The organism is Geodermatophilus sp. SYSU D00758 (assembly GCF_054049955.1).
In genome coordinates, this window is sequence record NZ_JBJGYK010000059.1 from 1 (window position 1) to 25,550 (window position 25,550).

At 70.5% G+C, this 25,550-nt stretch carries 22 protein-coding genes; 7 read left to right on the forward strand and 15 right to left on the reverse strand.

The window, feature by feature from the left end; translation table 11 throughout:
* Positions 1-264: 264 nt before the first annotated feature.
* The gene (locus ACI8AC_RS23605; RefSeq protein WP_456900290.1) at positions 265-579 is read right to left on the reverse strand and encodes a hypothetical protein; all 315 of its coding nucleotides are present in this window, start codon (positions 577-579) and stop codon (positions 265-267) included.
* 616 nt (positions 580-1,195) lie between these two features.
* Here ACI8AC_RS23605 and ACI8AC_RS23610 point away from each other — a divergent pair.
* Positions 1,196-2,758 carry a hypothetical protein gene (locus tag ACI8AC_RS23610; RefSeq protein WP_456900291.1) on the forward strand — a complete coding sequence of 521 codons (1,563 nt, stop codon included), beginning with the start codon at positions 1,196-1,198 and terminating at the stop codon, positions 2,756-2,758.
* A gap of 46 nt (positions 2,759-2,804) precedes the next feature.
* On the opposite strand, the gene ACI8AC_RS23615 is transcribed toward ACI8AC_RS23610, so the two are convergent.
* From ACI8AC_RS23615 to ACI8AC_RS23640, 6 genes are all read right to left on the reverse strand, one after another.
* Positions 2,805-7,235, reverse strand: coding sequence for a CHAT domain-containing protein (locus tag ACI8AC_RS23615; protein ID WP_456900292.1), 4,431 nt, complete (start codon positions 7,233-7,235; stop codon positions 2,805-2,807).
* Between the two features lie 36 nt (positions 7,236-7,271).
* Entirely contained in the window at positions 7,272-8,726 is a 1,455-nt protein-coding gene (locus ACI8AC_RS23620; RefSeq protein ID WP_456900293.1) for an esterase/lipase family protein, read from the reverse strand.
* Positions 8,727-8,760: 34 nt separating this feature from the next.
* Positions 8,761-10,848, reverse strand: coding sequence for a CHAT domain-containing protein (locus ACI8AC_RS23625; RefSeq protein WP_456900294.1), 2,088 nt, complete (start codon positions 10,846-10,848; stop codon positions 8,761-8,763).
* Positions 10,849-11,162: 314 nt separating this feature from the next.
* Entirely contained in the window at positions 11,163-12,068 is a 906-nt protein-coding gene (locus tag ACI8AC_RS23630) for a type II secretion system F family protein (protein ID WP_456900295.1), read from the reverse strand.
* On the reverse strand, positions 12,065-12,922 hold the full coding sequence (locus ACI8AC_RS23635) for a type II secretion system F family protein (RefSeq protein WP_456900296.1): 858 nt from the start codon (positions 12,920-12,922) through the stop codon (positions 12,065-12,067). The genes ACI8AC_RS23630 and ACI8AC_RS23635 overlap by 4 nt, the downstream gene beginning before the upstream one ends.
* On the reverse strand, positions 12,919-13,446 hold the full coding sequence (locus ACI8AC_RS23640) for an ATPase, T2SS/T4P/T4SS family (protein ID WP_456900297.1): 528 nt from the start codon (positions 13,444-13,446) through the stop codon (positions 12,919-12,921). Before ACI8AC_RS23640 ends, ACI8AC_RS23635 begins: the two co-directional genes overlap by 4 nt.
* 952 nt (positions 13,447-14,398) lie before the next feature.
* On the opposite strand from ACI8AC_RS23640, the gene ACI8AC_RS23645 reads away from it, so the two are divergent.
* The gene (locus tag ACI8AC_RS23645; RefSeq protein ID WP_456900298.1) at positions 14,399-14,581 is read left to right on the forward strand and encodes a hypothetical protein; all 183 of its coding nucleotides are present in this window, start codon (positions 14,399-14,401) and stop codon (positions 14,579-14,581) included.
* A gap of 17 nt (positions 14,582-14,598) precedes the next feature.
* Here ACI8AC_RS23645 and ACI8AC_RS23650 read toward each other — a convergent pair whose 3' ends face one another.
* The gene (locus tag ACI8AC_RS23650) at positions 14,599-14,817 is read right to left on the reverse strand and encodes a hypothetical protein (protein ID WP_456900299.1); all 219 of its coding nucleotides are present in this window, start codon (positions 14,815-14,817) and stop codon (positions 14,599-14,601) included.
* 167 nt (positions 14,818-14,984) lie between these two features.
* Here ACI8AC_RS23650 and ACI8AC_RS23655 point away from each other — a divergent pair, with 167 nt between their 5' ends.
* The 4 genes from ACI8AC_RS23655 to ACI8AC_RS23670 all read left to right on the forward strand — a co-directional run bounded on the left by ACI8AC_RS23655 (position 14,985) and on the right by ACI8AC_RS23670 (position 17,287).
* Positions 14,985-15,449, forward strand: a complete 465-nt coding sequence (locus tag ACI8AC_RS23655) for a hypothetical protein (RefSeq protein WP_456900300.1) — start codon at positions 14,985-14,987, stop codon at positions 15,447-15,449.
* A 455-nt stretch (positions 15,450-15,904) separates the two neighbouring features.
* On the forward strand, positions 15,905-16,231 hold the full coding sequence (locus ACI8AC_RS23660; protein ID WP_456900301.1) for a hypothetical protein: 327 nt from the start codon (positions 15,905-15,907) through the stop codon (positions 16,229-16,231).
* 58 nt (positions 16,232-16,289) lie between these two features.
* Positions 16,290-16,532, forward strand: coding sequence for a hypothetical protein (locus ACI8AC_RS23665; RefSeq protein WP_456900302.1), 243 nt, complete (start codon positions 16,290-16,292; stop codon positions 16,530-16,532).
* Complete coding sequence (locus ACI8AC_RS23670; protein ID WP_456900303.1) at positions 16,529-17,287, forward strand: hypothetical protein; 759 nt, start codon at positions 16,529-16,531, stop codon at positions 17,285-17,287. Before ACI8AC_RS23665 ends, ACI8AC_RS23670 begins: the two co-directional genes overlap by 4 nt.
* A gap of 221 nt (positions 17,288-17,508) precedes the next feature.
* Here the strand turns inward: ACI8AC_RS23670 and ACI8AC_RS23675 are convergent, their stop codons facing one another.
* Positions 17,509-17,643 carry a hypothetical protein gene (locus ACI8AC_RS23675; protein ID WP_456900304.1) on the reverse strand — a complete coding sequence of 45 codons (135 nt, stop codon included), beginning with the start codon at positions 17,641-17,643 and terminating at the stop codon, positions 17,509-17,511.
* Between the two features lie 583 nt (positions 17,644-18,226).
* On the opposite strand from ACI8AC_RS23675, the gene ACI8AC_RS23680 reads away from it, so the two are divergent.
* On the forward strand, positions 18,227-19,912 hold the full coding sequence (locus tag ACI8AC_RS23680; protein WP_456900311.1) for an NACHT domain-containing protein: 1,686 nt from the start codon (positions 18,227-18,229) through the stop codon (positions 19,910-19,912).
* A 275-nt stretch (positions 19,913-20,187) separates the two neighbouring features.
* Here ACI8AC_RS23680 and ACI8AC_RS23685 read toward each other — a convergent pair whose 3' ends face one another.
* The 6 genes from ACI8AC_RS23685 to ACI8AC_RS23710 all read right to left on the reverse strand — a co-directional run bounded on the left by ACI8AC_RS23685 (position 20,188) and on the right by ACI8AC_RS23710 (position 25,386).
* Entirely contained in the window at positions 20,188-20,544 is a 357-nt protein-coding gene (locus ACI8AC_RS23685; RefSeq protein ID WP_456900305.1) for a hypothetical protein, read from the reverse strand.
* Complete coding sequence (locus ACI8AC_RS23690) at positions 20,544-20,915, reverse strand: hypothetical protein (protein WP_456900306.1); 372 nt, start codon at positions 20,913-20,915, stop codon at positions 20,544-20,546. Before ACI8AC_RS23690 ends, ACI8AC_RS23685 begins: the two co-directional genes overlap by 1 nt.
* A gap of 340 nt (positions 20,916-21,255) precedes the next feature.
* On the reverse strand, positions 21,256-21,906 hold the full coding sequence (locus ACI8AC_RS23695; RefSeq protein WP_456900307.1) for a hypothetical protein: 651 nt from the start codon (positions 21,904-21,906) through the stop codon (positions 21,256-21,258).
* An 887-nt stretch (positions 21,907-22,793) separates the two neighbouring features.
* A complete protein-coding gene (locus ACI8AC_RS23700; protein WP_456900308.1) occupies positions 22,794-23,018 on the reverse strand; it encodes a hypothetical protein in 225 nt (74 codons plus the stop codon).
* Positions 23,015-24,934, reverse strand: a complete 1,920-nt coding sequence (locus ACI8AC_RS23705) for an AAA family ATPase (RefSeq protein ID WP_456900309.1) — start codon at positions 24,932-24,934, stop codon at positions 23,015-23,017. Before ACI8AC_RS23705 ends, ACI8AC_RS23700 begins: the two co-directional genes overlap by 4 nt.
* Positions 24,935-24,951: 17 nt before the next feature.
* Positions 24,952-25,386 (reverse strand): hypothetical protein, encoded by a 435-nt coding sequence (locus ACI8AC_RS23710; RefSeq protein WP_456900310.1) that lies wholly within the window; start codon positions 25,384-25,386, stop codon positions 24,952-24,954.
* Positions 25,387-25,550 lie beyond the last annotated feature (164 nt).

Here is a 25,550-nt window from a genome sequence, read left to right on the forward strand (position 1 = left end):
TACCACCGCCGTCGCCGGCAGCGCCGCCTCGGCCGACTGACCCCGGTCGAATACGAGACACTCACCCACGCCGCAGCAGCGGCCTGACCCCCTACCGGAACGAGTCAACCGGACTGGGGGCAGTCCCCGTGGCACATTGCAGCCTGCGAGCGACTGTGGTTCTGGCTGACCGATTGACCTGCCAGCCGTAGTGCCGCCGATCCGCCCGGACCCGGGGCGAGGCGGCACGACCTGCGGATGTGGCCAGCCGTGATGAACTCCTGGCTACTGCGGCAAGTCGCCATCGGCGATCTGCGCGATGAGGATGAGTAGGCCGATCCCGACCGAGACGAGCCAGATGATGGCGAGGACATAGAAGAACTGGAGATATTTCCTGATCTCTCGTAGTGCTTCGGCATGTTGCTCCAATGCTTTGAGTTGCTGCAATTCACGGTCTTCGCGGCGGATGTCCCCCTGGTGAAGCATCGCGACGAAGGTCCGGAGGTCCGCAACAGCAGGACCGCGGGCGGCGTGGCTCTCAAGCTGAGTCACGTCTGGTGCAGTTGCGCTCGCTGACGAGCTTACGTGGGTGGCGGTCACGCCTGAGTGATAAGGGCGCTGCGACGGCGCATGATGCCGCGACCCGGCGATGTGACGTATCGTGATGTGACGGTGTCATTAGCGAGCGGCGTCGCCTCACAAGGGCGACGGGCGCCTGACCGAGTGACCAAGCGGTTTACGCCGGCGCTGCTCAGCAGCCGTCACACACCACGCCAGCGGGCTTGACCCCATGGCATCCCGAGGTCACTCAAGGTGACTCACGTCTGGGCGTATTTGTCTCGCTGGCGGCTTCCCCAGACCGGGTCGGGTCAGACCGCTCATCCGGGATCCGCGTTGCAAGGAAGTTGAACTGCGGTGCTGGTCGCCTGAGGGCCGGCGCACGCCTGCGGCCGACTCGGTAATCGTGCGTCTGCCGCGCTGGTCGGCCGGATCGTCCGGGCCGGCCATTGGGACAGGCCCTCTCCAGCTGCAGGACCTGGCGCGCCGTGACGACACCGCGCACCGCCCCCGAGGTCGTCGGAGGGCAGCAGGGCTCACCGCCCGAGGATGCCCACGGGGCGCCGGTCCGCGAGGCCGTTGCTTCTGGACGGCCGGCGGCGGCGCCCCTAGCCTCGCCCTGGACCCTGAGGGGTTGGGGGAGCGGATGAGCGGCTGCGTGAGTACCGGATCGGCTGAACAGTGTTCGACCTGCACGGCCGCGGGAGCGGTCGAGCGCGTCCTGGAGCGGTACGACTCGTCCGGCGAGCCAGACCTGCTCTTCACCGACGAGGCCCATCGGGCGCTCATCGGTGTGTGGCAGGCGCTCGGCGAGGAGGACGCCTGCGACGACGCGCTGCGGTCGACGGGGGTGGTGCACTGGCGCCGGGCCGAGCACGGCGGTGGGGGCCGCGCCCCGCTCGACGTCTATGCGGCCTGCGGCGCTCTCGCACCCGTGCATGCGGCCGACCCCTCCTCCGTCCCCGAGAAGGTGGCCGGCTATCTCGCTCAACCGGGGCTGCCCGCGCCGCCCCATGAGATGAGCAACAACGCGGTGCGCCTGCTCCAGTCGCCGAGCACCCCCCAGGACGTGCTGCTGTTGGGTGTCGTCGTGGGCCTGCTCCGCCAGGCCGTAGCCCGTGCCGATAACGATGAGGACCGGGCCGGGCTGCTCAGCAACCTGTCTGCCGCGTTGCAGTCCCGGCACACGGTGTTCGGCGATCCGGCCGACCTCGAGCGCTCCGTCTCGGCGGCCGAAGAATCCGTGCTTCTTACTCCGGAGGGCCATCCCGAGTGGCCGGGCAGGCAGTCGAACCTGGCCATGGCGCTCCGGCGCCGCTACGACCGACACGGCACCGCGCAGGACCTCGCCCGCGTCGTTGGGATCGCGGAGGAGGTGCTGCGCACCATCTCCGTGGGGGACCCGGAGACGGCCGGATACCTCACCAATCTGGGCCTCGCACTCAGGGACGAGTACGAGCACGGCGGCGACCCTTCCCGCCTCGACCGGGCCGTGGACGTGTTGACGAGCGCGGTGACGACCGCGCCGGACGACCATCCCGAACGGCCTCTGTATCTGACGAACCTGGGCAGCGCCTTGCGGCTGCGATTTCTGCTGTCCGGCGCCCACGCCGACGTCGACCGGTCGATCGACGTCCTGAACGAGGCGGTCAGGACCACTCTCCCGCACGATCCCTACCGTCCGGGCCGGTACACCCTCCTCGGCGTCGTGCTAGGGCTTAGATACGAGTGCACCGAGGACCTGGCCGATCTCGACGCCTCCGTGGAGGCCTCGCAAACGGCCGTCGGTCTGGTCGCCCCGGGCCACCCGGAACGGCCCCGCTACCTGTCGAACCTCGGCCTCGCGCTGGCCCGTCGGGCCGGCGCGCGCGGCCGGCCAGCCGACGTCGACGAGGCGGTCGAGGTGTGCCAGCAGGCCGTCGAGGCGACCGCCGTTGACGACCCTGAGTGGCCCGGCCGCCTCGGTAACCTGAGCCTCGCCCTGGGAGTGCGGGCACGGCAACACCGGTCGCTCGACGACGCGAACCGCATGGTGGAAGTGGCACGTGCGGCCGTCGATGCGACCCCGGCGGGTCATCGGTCCGCCGGCACGCGCTTCGACGGCCTCGCGCAGGCTCTGCAAGGTCGGTTCGACCTTACGGGAGATCCTGCCGACCTAGACGCGGCGATCCAAGCCACAGAGGCCGCAGTCGCGGCCACGGTGGAAGCGCGCCCTGACTGAAAGGCATCGGTGCCCTGCCCTGGGCAGCCGAGGGCGCTGGTGCGCGTCAGACGCCGTTGTGGATGTGGGCGGCCCACACGGAGGGCCGATCGGGTTCGGCGTTCCGCCGGGCGAGACACGCTGATTGCAAGGCGTGCGCCGCCGCGGAGCTGCCCCGGCCGGCGAGGACGGTGTAGACGTCCTTGGCGACCCCGACGGCGGTGCGGTCGGCGATGGGCCAGAGGGTTGCGATCACGTTCCGGTATCCGGCGAGCTGGCACGCTGCGGCGAGATGGATCGCCTCGTCGGCGAGATCTAGCCCCGTGCGGGCGGTCCCACAGGCCGACAGGAAGGCCAAGTCGGCCTCCTCCATGCGCAGTCGCGCCAGGTCCAGCACGGTCAGGGGCCGGGTTCCGTAGTCCTCGAGCAACAGGCGGCTGGCGGAGGGCTGCGCCAGGTCACTGGCGGCATGGCAAGCGAAATGCGCCCAAGGGGCGGAAGGCAGCTCGGTGACCACCCGCTCATAGGTCGCCGGGTCGGCGAGAGTGGTCCGGGACGCGAGGGCCGCCGACTCGGAGGATGTCAGCTCACCGTGGAGGAGGCGCACCCGCCCGGGGAACAGGTCGCTGAGGGCGACCGCTTCGGATACCGTGCCCGGCAGGGGGGTCTCGTGGGGGGTGTGCGGCATCGCGACCACGAGTATGCGATCGGGCGCTTGGGCCGCCCGTCCCGGTGAGCCGGTGCGGCGAGCGTGCGCCAGGGCTCGCACGGTAGGGGTGTAGGAGGACACCACTCGATCCATAACGGTTCGGGGGGCGGCGCGGTGGCGGGTCAGGTGATGTCCCGCCGCGTGCAGCGGGAGGAGCGCCAGCAGCCCCGACGGGCACCACCAAAGGCGTGGCCAGTTTTCGAGGCTTCCCTCTGGTCGCCCCGTGATGCCCAGCCGTTCCAGCACTGGCTCGGCGATCAGGTCCCAGAGCCAGCCGAGGACGTGGCGCAGCCGGGCCTCCGCCCACTCCCGCTCGCCCGTGCCCGCGTCATAGCGCTCCACATCGTCGAGGGCGGACAGGAAGGCGCTCACCTGGTCGGCGACACCGCGCGGGCTCAGTCCGGGGAGCGGTACCGCCTCCACGCCGTCGATCGTGAGGATGAGCGCGTGGGATTGTATGGCGGTCACGTTGAGCAGGATCACCGGTCCCTGCGCCGCGGCCGCGGTCAGCTCACCGGCGGGCGGCGGAAGGAGAAAGCGGTCGAAGCCCGGCAGGTTCCGGATCCGGCCGAGCAGCGCCTCGAAGTCATCCGCTGCCTGCCTGCGGCGCTGGATGCCCTGGTCGGTTCCCGTCCCCCGTACGCCATCCCACGCCGGGAAGAAGAGCCCTGTGTCGGAGGAGAGCGGGATGTGGGCGCTCTCGGATGATGCGAGCTCGTCCCGTAGTCGGGAAAACTCATCGCCCAGCTGCGGGTGTGCCTTCGCCAGGTCCGTGAGGTCGGTGCGACTGTCGAGGGCTTGGCCGAGCAGCACGCCTCGACCCTGCTCGGACAGCTCGGCCGCCCGCTCCGGCAACCCGGCCTGGAGACAGCAGGCGGCCGCGGTTGCACCCAGACCGGCCAGCTGTGCCAGCGTGTACTCCTGATCTGATCGGCTCAGCCCGCGAGTCACCAGTCTGGGCACCAGCTCGATGGCGGAGGCGTATCCCTCTGCGGCAAGGGGCCAGTGTGCCCTGGATGCAGCCAACCGTCCCCAGTCGACGGCCGCACTCATCCGTGCCTCCGGCGCGGCGGTTTCCTGCCCCACCGCCCCGCGTAGCAACTGGAACGCGTCGTTCACGTCTGCCGGGTCACCCAGCGCTTCGTGTCGGAGCCAGAGTGCGAGCGCCAGGTGATGGAGGTATCGCGCACGTGCAGGATGGTCGGCCGGAGTGGCGGCGACCGCCGACCGGGCGACGTCCACCGCCCGAGTGAGGTCCTCGGGGTTGCCGCGTCGCTGATAGCGGGTGGCCCGAGCCAAGGACAAATTGGACAGGATTGGCGCCCGGTTGGGGTGGTCGGTCGGAATCGCGGCCGCCGCGGTCTCACCGACCTCGATGGCCCGGTTCAGGTCGGCCACCGCTCCCGTATCCCGGAACCGTGTGCCCAGCGCCAGCTGCAAATTGGACAGGGCCCCGGCGCGATGAGGGTGGTCCTGGGGGGTCAAGGCGACAGCGGCCTCGGCCGCCTCGATGGCCCGGTCACGGTCGGCGGTGTCCCCGAGACGTCGGTAGCGTGCGCCGAGCGCGAGCCCCAGATCGGACAGCCGCTCCGCGCGCTCCCGATGGTCGTCGGGGGTCGCGGCCAGGGCCTGCTCGCCCGTGCCGATCGAGCGCTGAAGGTCCGCCAGCTCCCCATGCCGGTCATGGCGCAGGTGCAGGAGGACGGACAACCGGCTAAGTCGGGTTGCCCGCTCAGGGTGGTCGGCCGGGGTGCCCACCACCGACGCCTCGGCCGCGTCGATCGCCCAGTCCAGGTCAAGCGGATTGCCCAGCCGTTCGTGGCGGCTCCGGAGGGCGAGACTAAGGTTGGCTTGGTAGGTAGCCCTTTCGGGGTTGTTCGCCGGGACCGCCTCCAGGGCCGCCTCGCTGGCCTCGACGGCGTGCTGGAGGTCCAGCAGGTCGCCGTGGTGCTCGTACCGCAACCGCAGTGCCATCGCCAGGTTGTTGGCGACCGGGGCGCGACGGGGATGGTCGATGGGAGTGGCGGTGAGCGCATCCTCGGAGACTTCGATCGCCTCGTCGAGGTCGGCCCGCACCGCCCGCCGGCCGTAGCGAATCTGGAGGGCTCCGCCGAGGTTCGACAGCATCCCGGCTCTGTAGGGATGGTCCGCGGGCATGGCCGCAACCGCCGTCCGCGCAATCTCGACGGCCCGGTCCAGGTCGTCCGGCCGGCCCAAGCGCTCGTATCTGGTCCGCAGGGCCGAGGCGAGATGGTCTAGGTCAGCCGGGTACCGAGGGTGGTCGTCCGGTGTGGCGGTGAGGACGTCCGCCACGACCTCGATCGCTCGGTCGAGGTCCGTCAGCTGGCCCAAGCGCTCGTACCGGCTGCGGAGGCTCCGTCCGAACTCGGCGAGGAAACCGGCCCGGTCGGGATGCTCCGCAGCGCTGACGGCGAGGGCGCCCTCGGCCGCCTCCACCGACCGGTCCAGGTCGGTGAGGTCGCCGATGCGCTCGTACCGCGTGCGGAACACGATGGCGAGGTTGGCCAGGACGTCGGCGCGACTCCGGTCGTGCTCCGGCGTGAGGGCGGCCGCCTCAACCGCTGCGTCCACCGATCGCTGGAGGTCGTCCAGGTCGTCATGGCGTTCGTGGCGGACCCGAAGCCCCAACCCAAGGTTGGTGAGCAAGTGGGCGCGCTCCGGGTGGTCGGTTGACGTCAGGGCCAGTGCAGTCTCACTGATTTCGATCGACCGGTGCAGGTCCGTCAGGTGGCCCAGGCGGCCGAAGCGAGTTAGCAGTGCCAGCCCGAGGTTGGTGAGGATGGCCGGGCGGCGCTGGTCGCTCACGGGGATTGCCGACTCAACATCCGCGAGGAGGTCGATCGCCCGGTCCAGGTCGGCCATGTTCCCGGTGCGACGGTACCGGTCATGCAGCGCCGCCGTGGCGTTCGAGTAGACGGCGACTCGCTCTGGATGGTCGTTCGGGACGAGGGACACCGCGGCATCCCCAGCCGCGATCGCTGCGTCGAGGTCGGCGGGATCCCCTCGCCGGTTGTAGCGGTCCCAGTGGGAAAGCCCGAGGTTCGACAGGTGGACGGCCCGAAGGGGGGAGTCAGCCGGGAACGCAGCCAGTGCCTGCTCGCCCACCTCGAGGGCCCGGTCGAGATCGGGGAGCCGGTTCTGTTCTCGGTAGCGATCTCGCAAGGCCGTCCAGAGGTCGAGGGCCGCACCAGCGCCCTCCGGCGAGCCCGCCGGCACGGTGGCCAGGACGCTCTCGGCGAGCTCGACCACGCGGTCCCGGTCGCCGGGTTGCCCTCGCAACTGGAAGCGAGCCCGGAGCGTAGACCGGAGCTGGGCGAGCAGCCGGACCCGGTCAAGGTCGCCGGAGGGGCTGGTGGCAAGGGCGGTCTCGCCCGCCGTGATCGCCCGGCCACGGTCACCGGGGTCCTCGGACCGCTTCCACCTGCTGGCCATGACTAGGGCGTCCCCGGGCGCGATGGTGCGGATTGCTTCTTCAGCCGCGCTGACCATCTCGTCGAGGAGAGCCGGCTTGGGGTCGCGCTCCACCAGCCGTGACAGGGCCTCCGCCAGATCGGATAGGACCCCCGTCCGGTCGGGGTGACCGACGGGGGTCGATCGGACGGCCCGCCGCAGCAAGTCCACGGCGGTGCGGAGCCGCCCGGTGTCCCCGTCGCTGGCGGCGGCCCGTAGTTGGAGGTGGGCCAGGGTGACGTAGCGCTGCCTGTTCGGGTCGGCTACGACGGGCGCAGACCCGGCGTCCGCGGCTGTGCCGGACACATTGTCATCCATGGGGTTCTCTTCCGGCGCCGCCCGGATTCGGGCCGGTCAGCCGGCCAGCCAGTCGACCAGCGCCGTCCTCGTGGACGGGTGAGCGAAATAGGAGCAGTGCCACACGTGGTCGGCGGCGCGCAGCTCGAGCGCGCGAGAGGCAGGCACGGGTACACCACCAAGGAGGCCCACCCCGGCGCTGGGGACGGCGACGTCGTTAGCGCCGCCGGTGAACACCCGGTCAATCAGCGTGTCCGGCAGCCACATCATCGAGGCCAGGCTGCCGTACGGCTCGAAATTTGCGTGCACGGCGTAGTAGTCCGGCGCCGCACCGCCGGACGCCTTGAGCGCGCGCATCAGCTCGCTGTCCTCGTACATGGCCATCAAGCCGGGCAGGCCTCCGGCGGCGCCGGAACCGACGACCTTGACGATCTCGAGGACGGCGTCCAGGACGTCGGTGACCACCGACCAGGGCCCCGGCGGGAGAAGGTTGAGCAGGGACGTCCATCGGTTGATCAGGTCGACCAAGTAGCGGCGGTCCGCCAGTGGCGTTCCATTGTTCGGTGTCCCGACGAAAACGATCCGGCGGACAGTCACCCCGGACACCGGGTTCCCGGTCTCACCGGCGATGACCCGGGCGACCAGGCCACCGCGGCTGTGGCACACGATGTCGAGGTCCAGCGCCGCGCCCGAGGGCAGGCTCTCGGCGAAGACCAAGGCGTTTTCCTCTGGGTCAACCGACGTCGTGGGGTGGTCGAAGGCCAGGACGCGCCCGCCATAGGCGTGGTGGAGCCGCTCCAGGGTGGCGTCGTCTAGGCCGCCGAAGGAGCCAGCGCTGGTCGAGAAAATCCCGTGGAGGAAGAGCAGGGCACGTCCACCGGTAAGTTGTTCCCAGTCCGCAGACGCCAGCACCGGCACGTCGGTGCGCCGGTGGTGGCCGGGGGTAAAGCCGCGGAAGCGATACGGTCGCGACCGGCGTTCCCAAGCCCCGGCGACCTCACGAGCCGCCCGCCCGATGAGCGGGTCGATGATCGGGTAGACGAGAACCGACAGGATCTTCTTGCCGATGGCCGTGACGAGTGACCGGTCGGCGGGGTCGGTCCCCGTCGTCGCTGGGGCGGCCACTTCTCGGGGCACGGTGAAGCGCAGGACCTCTCCGGGACCGCGGGTAGTACCCGGGCCGCCCGCCGGGGGCTCGGGGAAGTGCCAGGTCAGAACCCCTTGCTCGTCGGCGAGCAACAGGACCTGCCCCCGGCCCGGGCCCAGCGCCGGCACCTCGACGGCCAGGCCGGCGCGGCCGTCGTCGGCTCGGACGTCCTCCCCTGGCGGAGGCGGCACCTCCTGGGCCTCGATCTCGACCGTCTGCGTCGGGAGCAGGTCCGCGCGCTCCAGCGCCTCGGTGAGTCGCCCCGGGAGAGTGCCATTCCGGGCCTCCCCGAGCAGGCCGGGAGCCTGCAAGACGGTGCCATCCTCGAGGACGACTGGGGTGCCGGTTGCGTCGAGTCGGACCACGGGTCGACCGCCTGCCAGGGAGAAGTTGGGAGGGTCAGGTGGAGAGCACGAGGGCCGGATGGCCGTAGAAGACGTAAGCGAGCGGCGTAGCGCTGCCCGGCGCCCAGTCCGTGCCGAAGCGGCTGCGCAGTTCGCGTAGCACGTCCGCAACCGGGCGCTGACTCCTGAGCGTCTCGCGGTAGAACTCGGTGGCGAAGGCGCGGGCCACGTCGTCGTCGACGTCCCACAGCGGGGCAAGGTATCCGCGGCACCCCTCCCCCAAGAAGGCCCCGGGCATGCCCCCGTACGTGCTGAGGATCGAGCCGGCGGTCCCTACCTGGCAGGCGTTGAGGAAGACAAACGGTTGCGTGACGTCGAACTTGGAGCCGAGGACAGTGATCGGGCTCATCCGCTTGCCGCTGCCGGAGAGCACGACGCCGCTGTACTGCTGCGCGTTGAGGCTGACCTGGCCGTGCGCCGCGATGTGCACCACGTCGGGATGGAAAGGCTCGCCGCCGCGGGTCAGCCGGTCGCTCAGCAACTGGTCCATCGAGTCCTCGTTGGCGACGATACGTAGCGCATCGTAGGTCAGCGCGAGGTCGTTCCCCTCGGCCGTCGCCTCGGGCAACTCACGCAGCCGGGTGTCGGACGCGTAGTCGCCAACCGCCACCACCATCCGCTGGACATCGATGTCGGTCGACGGCGGCTGTGGCGGGCGGTCTCCTCCGCGCGCAGTGGGGGTGGGTGCCACCCAGCGCCCGACCGACCAGAACTGGCCCAGCCATCCACCGTCCATGCCCTGGGGCAGGAGGGAGGCGTCCACGAAGTCCTCGTCCAGCCAGGCCAGCTCCCACGGGACGTAGGGCTCGTTGGTGGTCAGCAGCAACTGCGGCTGCTCCCCGGCGGCCGCGGCCTTCGACCAGGCCTCGTCGAGCAACTTCCAGAACTGGACCGGGAGGACGGCGGTGATGGCGCGCCCGACACCCATGAGCGTGCTGCGGAGCAGCGGGGAGCGTCGCGCGCCCGTGACCTCGGCGGCCAGCAGGACAGCAAACTCCTCGGCGGACCCCTCGGTGAGTCGGGTGGTGACCTTGCCGGTCGGGAAGGTCAGGTCCGGATACCGGGAGTGAAAGGTCCACTCGAGCTCAGCTCCGCCCTGGCGGTTGATGACGTCCACGCCGAGGTGAGGTGCTGTCGAAGATGGGGGCGGTTGGATGCCCGTGCCACCGGTCTGGACCGGGGCCACCGGTCGCGGGGGCTGCACCGACCCGACGAGTACCTGCCGCCACGCGCGCCCGCACACGTTCCCCTCGTACTCGTAGGAGACTTCGAGCACGCGGGTCACGTCGGTGGCGACGGGGTCGGCCCGGACGACGAACCGCACCTCCGCGTCCTCCGCGTCGGGGTCGTTCTGCGGCACAAGCAGCGGGGCCCGTATCCCACTGGGGAACTGGAAGCCGAATCCCGCGACCTGGACGACGAAGCGCAGGGTCTCCGGCGGGGAGGGGATCAGCAGGGGTGTGGTCGAGGCACTTGCGTCCGTCGCGGACAGGCGTACGACCAGGTCGAAGTTCATGCCGCTGCGCACCGACTCCGGTGCCGACAGGTGGGGGAAGGCCCGGAACAATCCGCCCCCGGGGGACGCCCGTCCTCGGTCCCCCTCCACGTGGCGCACCGGCTCCTTGGCGTCCGGTGGGGGCGGGGTGGGGCCGCCACCACCCACGGCGACGGAACCCCGGCCGACCTCGCCCCCGAGGGTCGGGCCGCCCCGCGAGGTCCCCTCGCCGACCGTGCCACCGTCCCCGCCGCTGCGGTCCCCGGCGGTGGGCTGGAGGACGCCGAGCAAGCGGTCGCCTTCCACCAACACGGCCGGCCTGGTGAGCTCCGCCTCGGCGGCCTCAGCCAGTCCGAGCGAGCCCACGCTCTCCCACTCGTGCAGCCCAAGCGCCGCGTCAAGCTGGCTTCGAGGGTGGCGCGCGGCCGCTGCCGACACGGCTTCCGCCGAGAAGACGTAGTAGAACACCTGGCCCTCGAACTCCCGCCGGATCACTACGGTCGCGCCAGCCGCGAGTCGCCTCAGGCGGCGCGCAACGTCCTCGGCCGGTGTATCGGAGAGCAGCAGCAGTGCGTCGCCGAGTTCCATGTTCCACTCCCCCGAGGGCGGTGCACCAGCACGGGGGATCGTCCTTATAGGGGCGGCACGCCGTACAGAGCTACCTCCGTGGTGATGCAATCACGCCGAGTCCCGGCGGCGCGCAGACGCGTTCCGTGACCAACCGTGTACGGACACCTATGTCTGTGCATATGTCGCTGCTGAACTGTCCGGTGCTGAGATGCCTTGCTCTCCGTCCGCATCCGTGACTGCTCGCCCGGCCGACCCCACTGCTGCGTGATGGGTGCCCATCCCAATGGCGCCGTACTGGCACGCCGGAGTGAACGTGGAGAGCCCGTGATCGGCTACAGGGCGAAGAGGACGGTGACCGGCAGCACCAGGAAGACGACCGGGACCATCATCGCGATCTCCTTGCGACCGCCGGCCTCCAGCAGCCGCCGCTTTCCGGCCTCGCGGGCGTCGGCGGCCTGGGCGCGCAGCACCTCGGCCAGCGGGGTGCCGCGTTCCAGGGCCACGAGCAGCCCGTCGACGAAGCGGGCCAGCGGCTCCAGGGAGGTCCGCTCGGCCACGAGCCGCAGCGAGTCGGCCAGCGGCATCCCGGCCCGGGCCCGGCCCAGCGCCGCACCGAGCTCGGCGGCCAGCTCCCCGCCGGAGAGCCGGGTGACCCGGGCGATCGCCGCCGCCGGGCCCTCCCCCGCCGTCACGGCCAGGGCCAGCAGCTCGGCCACCACCGGGAACTCGGCCAGCAGGAGCTCCTCCCGCCGCCGCACCTGCCGGCTCAGCCACCAGTCGCGGCCCAGCACGCCCCCCAGCAGGCCGGCCAGGCACAGCAGCGACACCGAGAGCAGGTTGACGCTGCCGGCGGCGAGCGAGCCGACGGCGGCGACCAGCGCGGCGCCCAGCAGGCCGAGGGCACCCCACACCACCTGCTCGACTCGGAGGTCCTCGACCGTGGTGCCGCCGCCGAGGGCGTCCAGGCGCCGGCGCACCGACGCCCGACCGCCCACCAGCCGGTCCACCAGCCGGGCACCGTCGGCCACCACCGGGCCCAGCAGCCGGCGCACCGCGACCAGCAGGCCCGGCTCGGTCGCGCTGCCCAGCAGCCGGGACGGCGGGGGCGCGTCGTGGACGTAGGGCGCGAGCCGGTCGACCAGCCGCACGGTCCGGAAGGGCGGCGCGAACGAGACGGCCAGCAGCACGCCGCCCGCGGCCACCAGGCCGAGCAGCATGCCGGCGGCGACCCCGCTCACCGGAGCACCCGCACGTCCTGCGGCAGCCGGCCGATGCGCAGCATCACCTGGTAGGCCACCACGCACACGACCGCCCCACCGAGCAGGATCGCCGTCCCCAGCGGGGAGTCGTAGGCGGCCAGCGTCGTCGACTGGGTGGCCAGGAGCAGCAGCACCACCCACGGCGCGCCGACCGCCAGCCGGGCCGCGTGCACCACCCAGCCCTGCCGGGTCTCCAGCTCGGCGCGGGCCCGGGCGTCCTCCCGCAGGAACGCCGCCAGGGTGCGCAGCACCCGGCCGAGGTCGCTGCCGCCCACCTCCCGCGCCACGCGCAGGGTCTCGACCACGCGGTCGCCCACCGGGTCGGCGAGGTCGTCCTTGAGCCGGTCGAGGCACTCGCCGAAGCGGCCGCTGGAGCGGTGGTCGGCGGCGAACCGGGCGAACGGGGGGCGCAGCACCTCCGGGCCCCGGGTGGCCAGCGCGGCCAGCGCCTCGGGGAGCGACAGCCCCGCCCGGACGGCGGAGGCCAGGTTGTCCACCACCTCGGGCCAGATCTCGCGCAGGTCCGCCTGGCGGCGCCCGGCCAGCCGGCGGACCTGCAACGGCGGCAGCGCGGCGCCGAAGGCGCCGAAGACCAGGCTGACGGTCACGGTGCGGGTAGGAACCAGGACGACGACGAACGCCAGCAGCGCCAGCCCGACCTGCAGGGCCAGGAGCTGGGCGGGTGTCACGCCGGTCAGTCCGGCGGCGGCCAGCCGCTGCCGGCGTGCGCCGGTCCGCGCCGGGCGGTCGACCCGCCGCGGGGCACGTGGGCCGCTGCGCCAGACCAGCAGCAGGCCGACCCCCAGCGCGAGCCCCAGGAGGGCACCGGTCACGCCGGACCCCCAGCGAGCAGCCCCGCCAGGTCGATGCCCAGCGCCGCGAAGCGCTCCGGGCGCGGCGGGTACCCGTCTGCCCGCACCAGCCGGCCGTCCCGGGTCGTGAAGACGTCGGCCAGCTCGACGACCCCGCCCTCCGCGCGGCCCGGGACGGCGACGACCTCCCGCACCCGCCGTCGCCCGTCGGGATCGGTGCCCACGTGCACCACCAGGTCGACGCTGGCCGCCACGGTCGGGACGACGAAGGCGTGGCCGATGTTCTCCCCGGCCAGCAGCGGCAACGTGCACATCTTGACCACGGCCTCGCGGGCGCTGTTCGCGTGCAGCGTGCACATCCCGGGCAACCCGGAGTTCAGGGCGATCAGCAGGTCGAGGCACTCCTCCTGCCGCACCTCGCCGACCACGAGCCGCGAGGGCCGCATCCGCAGCGCCTCCTTGACCAGCCGGCGCAGCGGGATCTCCCCGGTCCCCTCCAGGTTGGCCTGCCGGGTCTGCATCGCCACCACGTCCGGCAGCGGCACCCGCAGCCGGGAGCTAGAGCTACTGCACAAGTCCCAAGGCGGCAGGTGCGGCTCCGCGTCCGCTGCTAGGACTCAGACACCCACGCTGCGTTATCGGTTCGGCCATCATGCGTCACGGAGGGCATTACGTCACAGAGTTATTCACAGTCTGTGGAGGCGCACCCCAGCGGCGCTGTGGCTCGGTAACTTCGCCGCACTGACCACGGGGGGCGGCACAGGTGTCTGAACCAGAGCGGACAATCGAGCGCGTCGCCAGTGGCGCTCCCATGTCGGCGCGGGAGCGGGAGTACGCCCGGCGGATCCTCGACGCGTTCGCCGGCACCGGCCGGTCGGATGTGATCGAGGCGCGGCGCCGGGTCGACGAGCCGGCAGCGCCAGCCACTCCGGGCCGCAGCGGCCGCCCTATCGCCAACCCGGTGGCCGACCGGACGCCGGACCGTAACGCTCAGGCAGGCGTGCTGGGCGTGCTCGCGGCCGGGGTGGTGGGTCTGGTGGTGTGGCTCGGCTCGTCCGGAGACGGTGACCCCGGAGGGGGCGCAGCAGGCAGCAGCGAAGCGGCCGACGGTGGGCGGGAGCTGCGGGCCGGCTCCTACGGGCCCGACTGGCCGCTGACGGTCAGCTCCGGAACAGTGCGCTGCGAGAACGGTCAGCAGGTGCTGTTCGAGGCCGGCGGCACCACGTACGCGGTGAACGTGCATCGCGCTGTCGCAGCGGCCCGAGCTGCCTTCCATTGCCGACATTCAGGTCGTGGGAGTGAGTCTGTATCCGGTGCTGAGCGCTGGTCAGAGGCTCTGCGAGTAGGGCCAGCGACACGGCAGCCGCTGAGTGGGCAGGGACTGACCGACTGTTCCGGCGGGCCGCCTCGGGCACGCCCCGATCCAGTCGACGGCCTTAAGAGGACCTGCGGGTCCTAGCCTGCGCTCATCGATCCGGGCTGACTGGGGAGTTTGCCATGAGCCTGCGCCGCCGGATGTCGCTGATCCTGACCGCATCGTTCGCCTTCGCCATTCTCGGCACCAGTGCCGCTCAAGCCGGCAGCATCGTCAACATCAAGCCGCTTGAGGACAGAGTCGTCGTTCAGAGCAGCACCCCCGGCACAGCGGCCGACAACCACGACTTTGCGCTCGCGGCCTGACGCCGCCGCGACCCAGCTCAAGGCAGCCGCAGCCGGGTCGCCGGCACGGACGGGACGTGTTTTCCGCGGCCCCACTCGTGGGTGATGACGTACTCGACGTCTGCGCGCCATCCGCGTCCGTCGTCGCAGAGGCGCCAGGCGTGCGGCCAGCCGGGCCACCACTGCTGGTCGTGCTCGACGAGCACCGGACGAGGTGGGTCGAACCTGCGTTCCTCGAGCAGTCGGACGGCGGCCACGTAGCTGGTGTAGCCCGTCGGGCGGCCGGTGGATCGTGACGCCCCCGACGTGTGGCGTGTCGTGACACAGTCGCGGCCTGCGCCCACGAGAGACGTTCCATTGACGACCACAGCCTGCCGATAACAGGCCGGTGAGAACGTGGTTGCGGAACTGGTGGGGCCTAGTCGTGGTGCTGGCCCTGCTCGGCGTGGGGGCAGGAGTCGTCGTGCTCCAGACCGAGGCGTCCGACGCCGTCGGGAACGGGCTGCTGCTGGGACTAGCAGCGCTCGCCATAGGCGGATTCCTCGGCTTCCTGTTCGCTTTGGCCAATACCAGAGAAGCTCCAGATGGCCGGGACGGCATGCAGCAGATCGCCGACTGGATCATCAAGCTCGTACTCGGTGCCGGCCTGGTCGGATTCGTCGACGGCGTTAACGCACTCATGGCAGCGGCGGACCAGTTCGGTTACGCGCTCAATCCAGACAACCGCGACGCTGGAAAGTTCACCGCCGTCTTCACAGCGCTGTTCTATTGGGCGGTGGGCATCCTGCTCGGCTACTGGCTTACTTCCAACAAGACCGTGTTCGTTGGCGTCTCCACGCCCGAGGTCGCCTCAGTCTCAACGCCAGCAGGAGGGGCCGCTACTGACTAGACGTCGGCCGGCTCGGGCAGTTGGACGGTCGCCACACCGGGTTGTGCAGCCAGCCTCGGATGCAGCCCGGGCGGGGTCTGCTACGAGGGGTGACGGACCTGTGGCCCGGCCGCGACAGCTGATGACAACGAGCCGAATCACCATTGGGGGACGAAATTTCCCCGTATGGGGGTCACGTCCCAGTCCGTCGGCGCAGATGGGTAACGAGTGCCCCGATCCTGGGGAGGTGGCTCGAGGGGCTTCTCGCCGGTGAGGGGACAGCCGTGCCCGGCGTGGATCAGCATTGACCCTGGCCGCGAGGTCCACTGCGACAAGCCGGCCGGGCACAGCCCCGAGGAGGATGTCCACCATGGGCTACTGCGCGTGACTCTGCCCGACGGCCGCGACCAGGCCGCCTCCCTCGTGTGGAGCACCGAACGGAAGCCCCGCGACGAGCACAACCTGAAGCGGGCGACGTGACCGACAGCAAGCCAGCCACCTATCGCGCTGCGGCGGCGTACCCGTATCCGAACCGTGAGCGGGCGACGTCGGCGCTGCGCGGGCAGCTCCGGTTGATGGCGCTGGCCGGTGGCGGCACCGCGGACTGGTCCACGTTGACCGTGCAGGGACCCCGGAAGGCGCCGGGGTTCCGCGGGGTCTGCTGGTACGAGTGGTGGGCCACCGTAGAGGTCGACGGGGGGCGAGATCTCACGCTGGACCCGGCGAGCGACGCGCTGCCACCGGGCAGAACCAGACGCGGAGCTGCGTCAGCCTCGACGCAGCCGCAGACGGCGGTCGACTGACGGCGCGCCGCGCCCCTTGCCGGGACCCACCGTAGTGGTCGCACTACCGTCCCGGCGCATGACATCTGCCACCTGCCATGCCGTTGGCTGCGCGTCGGCGGCCACCGACGGCTTCTTCCTGAGCGACGGCACGCCAACGCCACTGTGCCGACCGCATCTGGACTTCGTCGCTGCCGGCGGCCCCTACGACCCGACCGAGGACCTGGCGGGAATCCTTCTCAAGTCCCACGACGACACGGGCGCACTCGTGCCCATGAGCGCCGAGAACGTGGCGGCCCTGGCCCACGGGCACGGGACGTGACTGCCGACTGGCTACCCAACTTGGCTGTCTGGACTCCCAACGACTGGACAGCCTTCGGCACGAATCTCACCGCACTCGTAGCAATCGCCGCCGGAGCCGTGGCGTGGCGTCAGCTGGGTGAGGCGAGAAGGCTGCGGAAGGAACAGGCTCAGGCATACGTGGTCTGCTACGCCGAAAAGACGCCGGGCCACCTCCATGCGGTCGACATCGTGATCCGGAATTTCGGGCTGACCGCGGCGCGAGACATCACCGTTGTGGTGTCCCCGCCGCTGATGCGCAGTGGGCACGCGGGCAGACCGCCGGAGGCGGTCGTCGTTCCTGATCAGTTGCCGGTGCTCGTGCCCGGCCAGGAGTGGCGGACCTGGTGGGACTTGGGCACGGAGCGGGTCGACTCCGGGCTGGACGGTCGGTACGAGGTGGTCATCCGCTACCGGGACAGCCAGGGCAAGAAGCTCCCTCCCACACCATCCGTGCTCGACTGGGCCGACTTCGAGAGCCGGCAGTTTGTCGTGACGCGGGGGCTTCACGACGCAGCCACTGCCCTGCAAGAGGTCAGCAAGACCCTCAAGAGCTTCAAGGACGGGCCCAGAGGAGGGGTCGCCGCGTATGTCAGGGACGGCGATGCCGCGGACCAGCGGCGCCGCGAGCGGTACCAGGAGCAACTCGCTCGGCATGACGAGATGAAGCGGCGACTCTTGCCAGCCCAGCAAGCCGCACCACCCGACAGCGATCCCGGTTCCCGTGAAGAGGAGTAATGGAGGCGCATCGACCACGCCGGTCTGTGTCTCATCACCCGTGGCGGAGCGTGGAGGTCGACTGCACCTCGGGCTGCGAGCTGACCAGCGAGCACGTCGCCGAGCTGCAGGACAGGCTGACGCCACCCCGATAGCGCATCAGGGCAACCGCAGCCGCTCCGGCGGCACGGTCGGCAGGTGCTTGCCGGCGCCCCACTCGTGGCTGCACCACGTAGCGGACGTCAGCACGCCAGGCTCGGCCCGTCGTCGCACAGCCGCCCATACTGCTGGCCGGGCACCAGTACCCCGTCGTGCTCGACGAGGACCGGGCGGGGCGGGTTGTAGCGGCGCTCCTCGATCATGCGGCCCGGTGGCACACCGCTGGTGTAGCCCGGTCGGCGGGCGTAGCGCCGACGCCCCGATGGTGTGACGTGTCGTGACGCGGCCGAGGCCCGACGCTGAATAGGCAGTCGGCATCTCCCCGGCTCACCCGTCAGCGGAGGCGGCCAGGCCTCGGGTAATGCTCTAGCGTCCGGCGGCGTCGCGGTAAGCAGGTCACTGCAGCAGCCTTCGCTGCCACCTCGATTGGGGGAGTTACGCATGTGGTCGAGGGAGCGGTGGACGGCGCCCGTTCTTGCGGGCCTCGGGGTCTTGCTGCTCACTGCCGGGGCCGGTCGACTGCTGTGGGTATGGAGCACGCAGGGAGCAACGGGAGCAGACCCCGAGGCATCCGTCCTCGGGGTGATTCTGGCAGCCGCCGGCGCAGCCATTGCCCTCGGCGGCTGGGCCCTAAGCAGAAGGCAGGTGGCTTCTCTTCCCGCGAGTGCCGAGCAGATCGATCTGGCCGCATCCACGCTAGCCGGACTGGTGCGTGAGCAGTGGACTGCCGAAGCGCAAGCTCGAGCGTTAGGAGATCCAATGCCCATGCCGGTGCGATGGCGACTCGCGACTCCGACCTTGATGGACCATCCCGCCATCTCAAGTCCCACAGGACCCCTGTCCTTCTCAGGAAGTTCCCAACAGCCTGGTAAGCTCGCCGCAGCCTACCGAGCGCTACCTCGCCGACGTCTCGTCATTACAGGTGGACCCGGAACTGGCAAGACGACGCTCGCTCTGCAATTGTTAATGGAATTGTTGCCTCCTCCTGGCGAGGCTCCGTCAGAGCCTGTTCCCGTGCTGCTCTCTGTGCACAGCTGGGACCCCTCTACGCATCCCCGCATACAGGACTGGCTCGCCATCCAGTTGATGCACACTTACCCAGCTCTCGGAGCAATCTCACCCGACGCCGCCGCAGCGCTCGCCGCACAAGACCGAACGCTCCCCATCCTCGACGGTCTCGACGAAGTGCCCGAAGAGCGACGAGCAGCGATACTCGCAGCGCTGAACAACTCCCTGTCCGGCGGACTGATCCTGACTAGTCGACGCGCCGAGTATCGAACGGCGCTTGTAGCAGTTGGCGATGTGATCACCGCGTCGGTGACGATTGCACCACTGGCGCTTACGTCAGCCGATGCGTCGCAGTACCTGCGCGCTCAACTTCCGCCGAGTTGCAATCCTGCCTGGAACAGCGTCTTATCTCACATCAATCCCACTGCGCCGCTCGCTCGAGTTACTGCGACCCCACTGGGCCTTTGGTTAGTCCGTGCCGTCTATGTCGATGGACACCGCGATCCGACACCGTTGAACGACGGCACCTTTCCGACTTTCGCCTCTCTGCATGCGCATCTTCTTGACGAGCTGATTCCTGCACTGCTGGCGGCACGTCCTCCGCTAACTCGTCGACGTCGAAACTCACCAGCCTATCCGCATCGCCCCAGGCGCATGCACCGACCACAGGATGTGCGTCGCTGGCTGACCACCGTTGCACGCTACATGCGGGAACAAGGCGGCCGAGACTTTAACTGGTGGGAGCTTGCTAGGCACACCTTCCCCACGCGGCGTGAGCGATTTCTTGTGAGGGCGATGGTCTTTTTCCTAATGAGTGTATTTGCCTACTTGGCGTGGATGCCACCGTCCGGCCGCGTATTTATGTCGTCTTTCCTTCTCGGCCTTTTAACTAGCGCGGCTATCATGTTCGAAGCGACACCTGCTCATGTGAACCTGCGCGCCCTGAGAAGACCCTCCATCCTTGCACTGGCACTTGCAGGCGGCGCCACGCTCGCATTGATCAGTTGGGCTCTGCTCCCGCTCGTGCCCATGCCAGGGAGTAGGCGCGCGTTTATCATTGCGGGATTTACTTACGGATCTGTGCTCGTCGCGGCGATCGCAGTGAAGAGTGACGACATCGCAGCCAAGGCATTGTCGCCAACACGTAGCCTCGTCGGCGACCGGCTTTCGATGGCCACTGTGGCGACTGTTCTTGCAATATCGGTCGGGGCGTATCTATGGCTGAATACCAGTCCAGCAAAGAGTCTGGCGACCGCGACATTAACCGCCCTGGGGATTGCGTGCATCGGAAACGCTACCGCCCCCTTCTACTTCGCATGCACGAAGGAGGCTCCTACCAAGCGGCTGCCGATTCCATGGCGGGTGATGCCAATGCTTGAGGATTGCCATCAGCTTGGCCTCTTGCGGACGGTAGGGCCGACGTATCAGTTTCGGCACGCAGAGTTGCAGGATCACCTTGCGCCACCTCCACCTAAATGAGGCCAACTGCGGTCAAACGATTCTGTCGCCAGGCGGGTCCTACCCGGCAGTACGCGGCATGCCTCAGCGCGGGTGGCCGTTGCTGGCGGCCTCCGGGATCTGCTGGTCGGAGTAGTAGAAGCTCAGCTCCTGCCGACCTCCGGATCCTCACCGCGGACCTGCCGGCGCAGCTCGTCTAGCCCGCCGTACCGGTTCAGCCACGCAGCCACCCGCCCGGTCACCACCACCGGGCCGGGCCACACCGCGCACGAAGTGCTCCGGCGGCCGAGCCGACGTCACCACGGCTCCCTGCCCAGCAGCTCCCGCGGATCCCCGAACCGCAGTCCCGGATACCGGGCTCTTGCCCGCGCCACGACCGCCGCGTTGCGCTCCTCACGATCCAGCTCCACGACATCGCCGTTCCGCTGGACCTCCACCCAGCCGCGCCGGTCGATCGTGCCCGGCAGCAGGTCGCCGAGCCGGTGCGCAGCCAGCCGCACCGGCTCCCCCGTCCGCAGCTTCCGGACCTCCTCGGCGAACTCCGGGAACCGTCCACGCCACGCCGACGTGCGCAACTCCTCCTCAAGCCGGTCGGCCAACTGCCCCCGCAGCCGCGCACGCGGCCCCTGAGCGCCCCGCAACGAACGCGCCATCAGCCCGACTCCCGAGCCGCACGCGCCTCGTTATGCGCCCGCCACCGCACCTGAGCAGCCCGCTGCTTCGCCGCGTTCTTCACCGGCGTCGGACTGAACGAAACACCGTCCAGAAGCCGCTTGATCGCCATCGCGCACTCCCGCTCCACCCCCAGGAGCGGATGCGGCCGCAGACCACCGGCCGCCGTCGTCGTCGTCAGCCCCTGCTTTGCCAGCGCCTCCCGAACCTCGGTCAACCGGTCGGCCAACGCAGCGGCCTGCCGCAGCAACTCCTCCTCCCGGGCATCCGGCTCGAGACCGTCCTCCCGGAGCTGCGCCAGGATTTCCCGCACCAGCCGCCGACCAGCCGGCCCCAGCCCCCCGGTATTCACTTAGCAGCCCTAACAATTGCCCTCTGTGGATAGCAGGAACAAGAAGCGAGAGGACGCCCCGGCACAGGTGGCCTGCCGGGGCGGACCTCCCCCGCCACCCGGGGGGTCTGACCTGCAGGCATTACGCAGAGCGATCGAGGCTGAGTGCCGCTCGGCCCCGACGGCTGGGCCTGCAGGTTTGTGGTGGTCACTGCTCGCCCTGCTGCTGGCTGCGGGTGCCGCATGTGGCTCTCGGCGCTGGCGCGCAGGTACGTGTCGAGCTCCGACCAAGGCAGCGTGCGAACGCTGTCGTCGGCGTGGACGACGAGTCGGCCGGCAGGCCCGAGAATGTGTCGGCCGTTCACAGCTTGACCTCGGGCCGGCGAGCGAGCGCGAAGGCGATGCGCGAGCGTCCGCCGTTCGGCTGCGTGGCGTAGACGCTGAGCGAGTCGAGGAGTTCGCGTGCGGTCTGCACGTTGGCGCGGACCTCGGCGGCTCGCGCCTCGGTCTTGGTCAGCAGCGGGGCCATCGTCTGGTCGATGGCGACGGTGAGGCGGTGGGTGCTGGTGCGCCGCTCCTCCGGGTTGTCGGTAGCAGCGGCGACGACGGAGGGGATCTCGTCGCGGAGGGCGCGGAGGGCGTCGAGGTCCTTGGCCTCGGCGAAGGTGGCGGCGATGTCGAGCGGGGCGCGGCCGGCGTCGATGAGGCGGTTCACCCGCCCGGCAGCGCGGGCCTTGCGGGATTCGGCCACCGGGTCGTCGGTGCGGCCGGCGAGGACGGTGTGGGCGGTGTCGTCGGCCTGGGCGAGCCGCTGGCTGATCCGCTCGCGGTCGGCCCGGACGCGCTCGGTGAGCTGGTCGGACAGTTCGCGCACCCGCTGCTGCCGGTAGTCGGCGGTGCGGGTGTGGTCGGCGCGGACGGCATCGATCTCGGCCTTGGTGGTCGCAACGGCCTGCTCAAGAGCGGTGATGCCCTCGACGGCGGCGCGGTAGGTGCTGGCGGGGTCGGTCATGGTGTGCTCCTGTTCGGTGGGTTGTGCGGGGGTTAGGACGTGGCCGGGGGGAAGTCCGGCCACGGGGTCCAGTCGCGCCGTCGGCGGGGCCGGAAGTTGGGGCCGTTGGGTTCGGCTCGGGGGTGGGATGGGTTGCGGGTCGGGTCGGCCAGTTCGTCGGGGTCGAGGCCGGCGGTGATGCGGGACCGCTGCAGGCGCCAGGCGGTCCCGGTAGGCGTCGGTGCGGGGCTGCAGCCGTTCAGGCGGCGTGAGGGCGATGGTGGCCTGGGTGCCGCAGTCGAGGCATCGGGTGACCTGCCAGCAGTCGCCGTGGGATCCGTCGGTCTGGTGGACCTCGGTGCGGTCGCCGGGGCAGTCCCGGCTGATGTGACGCAGGGAGGGGCCGAGCCGCGCATGGCGGATCTCTGGCGGCGGAAAGAGGCGCGCCGCCTCCTCGCCCTTGGCTCCCGCGGTGCCCCCGTCTGTCGACTGTGCCGCGGGTGACTTCCACGCGGCCCAGCCCCTGGTCATCGGGTGTTCCGGCGGTGTGCGGCGGCGAACTCCTCGAAGGAGCTACCTGCGTCGACGTAGCCGCGGACGGCGGAGTGCTGGCGTCGGGGGCGGCATCGGTCACTCGGCCCTCACGAGCGTGTGGCGCGACGTTCACCGCGGCGTGGCAGTCGGGGCAGTGGCGGGTGGTCACTTGGTTCTCTCCTCGGGGGTGGTGGGGGTTATGTGACGGGGCGGGGTCGCCAGCGCCGTGTGCGGCCCGTGGCGGCCTGGACGCTGCGTCGGGATCCACGGAGGTGGGTGACGGTGCAGGGCGTGCAGCGGAGCCACTGAGACGGTCGGCCGCAGTCGATGCAGGTGTCGGGGCCGGTCGCGTCCCACTGGTCCGTCACCGCGGGTCACCGCTGGCTCTCGCGTGTGCGGAGGTCGTGGGCGTCGGCGAGTTGGTCGCGGAGCCGGTCGCGGGTGAACCGGAGTTGCCGTGGGTCGACGTCGGGGCCGAACGCCAGGCCGCTGCAGACCATGCGTATGCCGAGGTCGCGACGACGGATGCCGAGGACCTGGGCGAGTTCGGCGCTGAGGTCGCGGATGTCCGCGTTGAGCGCCTGGGCGTTGTCGGTCATGACGCGACCACCCCGACGACGCGTTCGCGGAGGGCGCGGCCGTTGTTCTCGTAGTCGGCGCGGGTCAGGAACCGGTCAGCGTCTGACTGTCTCCCACCGTCTCCCGACCGTCTCCCGGGAGACAGTGAGTGTCTGTCTCCCGTCTCCCCCCTATAAGGGGAGACGGACACACAGTCGTCGGAGACGGTCGACTGTCTCCCCGGTTCGTAGGCATCCGAGGCCGGGTCGGTGGCCTGTCGGTACGGCCGGACGAGGGTGTGCAGCTTGGCGTTGCGGGGGCCGGCGGTCCGCTGCACGTGGCCCTCGGCCACCAGCACGTCCAGGGCCTGCGCGATGTGCTGCTGCTTGCCCTGCACCCGGTCGTCGATGCCGCGGAAGCTCAGCGGCTCGTCAACCCCCTCCAGAGCCCGCGAGACCTTCTCCATCAGGCCGGTGGGGCGGAACACGTCCTGCGGCTGCTGGGTGGCCTCCGTGGGCGCTCGGAGGGTCAGGTGCACACCGTCTTCCGTAGGGGCGACGGTCAGCTCGGCGACCTTCTGGCCGGGCCGGTAGTTGCCGTGCCGGTCCTTGGCGCAGACGAGCCTGGCTGCGCCCGCTGTGTCCTTGGCGAACGGGCGGACGGTGGTCTGCATGTACTGGGCGCCGGAGATGGCGGCCCGCTTCCGCTGCGATCCGATGGGCCACAGCCCTCCGTCGTCGGCTTTGACGACGTGGTCGAGGACGACGACGGCGGGGCCGAGGTTGGCAATCGCGGTGGGCAGGCGGCGGAACCAACGGGCGGTGTCGTCGTCGTCGTTGGGCTTGGCCCCGTCCAGCGCCATCGACTCACCGGTCGAGTCGATGACCACCAGTGCCGGCTGGCGCTCGTTGACGATGGCGACGAGCCGATAGGCGGCAGCCGACCCGTACGACTCGTCGGGGTGCACGTAGATAAAGCGGCCGGTGATGGCCTCCGGGGCGGCGCCGAGGTCCAGCAGGCGACCGACGACCCCGGCGGCGTCGTCCTCGAGGTCCACGTACACGACCGGGTGTCCGGCGGTGAGCTGCTGCGTGGTGACCAAGAGCGCGGTCCACGACTTGCCCGACCCGGAGGGCCCGGCGATGCCGTTGACCTTCCCGGCGTAGAACAGCCCCGCTCCGTCGTCCCTGGCGCCGATGGTGGGTTCGTGGCGGGTGATCTGCCCGGACAGGACCCCGGCCACGATGTCGGCGAGGTCGACCGGCCGCCAGGTGTCCCCTGGCGCCGGCTCCGCCTTGCCCGTGGGCATGGGCACGAACTCGTCGGGGCCGTGGCCGGCGGCGATGTGGTCGGCGGCGTCCTTGCCGATCTTGGCGGTGACCACGGTGACGGTGGCGCCGATCGCGCCGAGCGACGCGGTGGCCTCTCCGGCGTAGCGGCGGCCCGGCTCGTCGTTGTCGGCGACCAGCACGACCCTGGCGCCGGCCAGTGGGGACGGGTCGACCTTGCCCCAGTTAGCCGAGCCCATCGGTGAGGTGGTGGCGACCAGCCCTACCGATTCGAGGGCGTGCACGTCCTTCTCGCCCTCGACGAGGTACACGGTCCGTCCGGCCGCGACGGCGTTAGTGACCTTGCCGAGCCGGTACAGGGACGCGGTGCCCTGGGTGCGGCCGGACTGGCGGAACCGCTTGTCTGGGCTGCGGTGCACCACTCGGCCGTCGTCGTACCGGTAGGCGGCGCCCTTCGGCTCGTCGTACAGGTCGGCGAGGGTGAGCCCCAGAGCGGTGAGCACGTCCAGGGTGGCGCATCCGGCGTGGCAGTAGACGAGGGCTTGGCCTTCGATCTGCCGCAGGCTCAGCGAGGGGCTGCGGTCCTCGTGCGCCGGGCAGCGCGCCGACCACTGCCCACCAGCTCCCTGGCGCGGCCGACAGTCCCGGTCGCGGAGCACGTCGAGCATCCGGTCAAGAGGGGCACTCATGCGGCGGCACCCCCGACCCAGACGCGGACGACCCCGGCGTGCCGAGACGGCCGGGCGGAGGTCCGGTAGCCGGTCGGCCGGATGAGCCCGGCCTGGTACGCGGCTCGGACGCGGGCGCCCACCCGGTTGGGGTGGTCAGCCGGGGGGACACCGAGGGTGAAGACGTCGTCGGTGGTCCATTCGTGACCGGTGGCGGCGAGGTAGTCCACGGCGCGGTCGAAGCAGTCGGCCCACCAGGCGTCGGCGTTGCCGTTGGCGCGGGCGGTGCCCTCGTCTCGGAGAATTCGGCCTAGCTCGGCGAGCGTGGCGCTGGGCCAGCTGTCCCCGCTGGCCCTAGAATGAGTGACGGAAGCGAGCGACTTGGCGGTGGCGATCTTCCTGGGCCTGGCTCCGTTGGCAGCGGAGTTGGGCCCGTTCCATGTCTGGCTCATGCGACGACGTCCCTCGGGCCGACGCGGAGCAGCGTGGCTAGTTGTACTGACCAGCAACGTTGGTCGAGGACGTGTGACCACACGATCTGACTGACTGATCTTGTGGAGGGAGGACCTCCGGACGTGGAGTGGAGCTGCTGAAGGCGACCACTCACACGATCCGG

Excerpts from the sequence above, each read along its gene's own strand:
- ACI8AC_RS23705 (WP_456900309.1), bottom strand. The coding sequence starts at position 24,934 with ATGCTCGACGTGCTCCGCGACCGGGACTGTCGGCCGCGCCAGGGAGCT.
- ACI8AC_RS23695 (WP_456900307.1), bottom strand. The coding sequence starts at position 21,906 with ATGACCGACCCCGCCAGCACCTACCGCGCCGCCGTCGAGGGCATCACC.
- ACI8AC_RS23625 (WP_456900294.1), bottom strand. The coding sequence starts at position 10,848 with ATGGAACTCGGCGACGCACTGCTGCTGCTCTCCGATACACCGGCCGAG.
- ACI8AC_RS23645 (WP_456900298.1), top strand. The coding sequence starts at position 14,399 with ATGAGCCTGCGCCGCCGGATGTCGCTGATCCTGACCGCATCGTTCGCC.
- ACI8AC_RS23710 (WP_456900310.1), bottom strand. The coding sequence starts at position 25,386 with ATGAGCCAGACATGGAACGGGCCCAACTCCGCTGCCAACGGAGCCAGG.
- ACI8AC_RS23680 (WP_456900311.1), top strand. The coding sequence starts at position 18,227 with ATGGACCATCCCGCCATCTCAAGTCCCACAGGACCCCTGTCCTTCTCA.
- ACI8AC_RS23665 (WP_456900302.1), top strand. The coding sequence starts at position 16,290 with ATGACATCTGCCACCTGCCATGCCGTTGGCTGCGCGTCGGCGGCCACC.
- ACI8AC_RS23615 (WP_456900292.1), bottom strand. The coding sequence starts at position 7,235 with ATGGATGACAATGTGTCCGGCACAGCCGCGGACGCCGGGTCTGCGCCC.
- ACI8AC_RS23685 (WP_456900305.1), bottom strand. The coding sequence starts at position 20,544 with ATGGCGCGTTCGTTGCGGGGCGCTCAGGGGCCGCGTGCGCGGCTGCGG.
- ACI8AC_RS23700 (WP_456900308.1), bottom strand. The coding sequence starts at position 23,018 with ATGACCGACAACGCCCAGGCGCTCAACGCGGACATCCGCGACCTCAGC.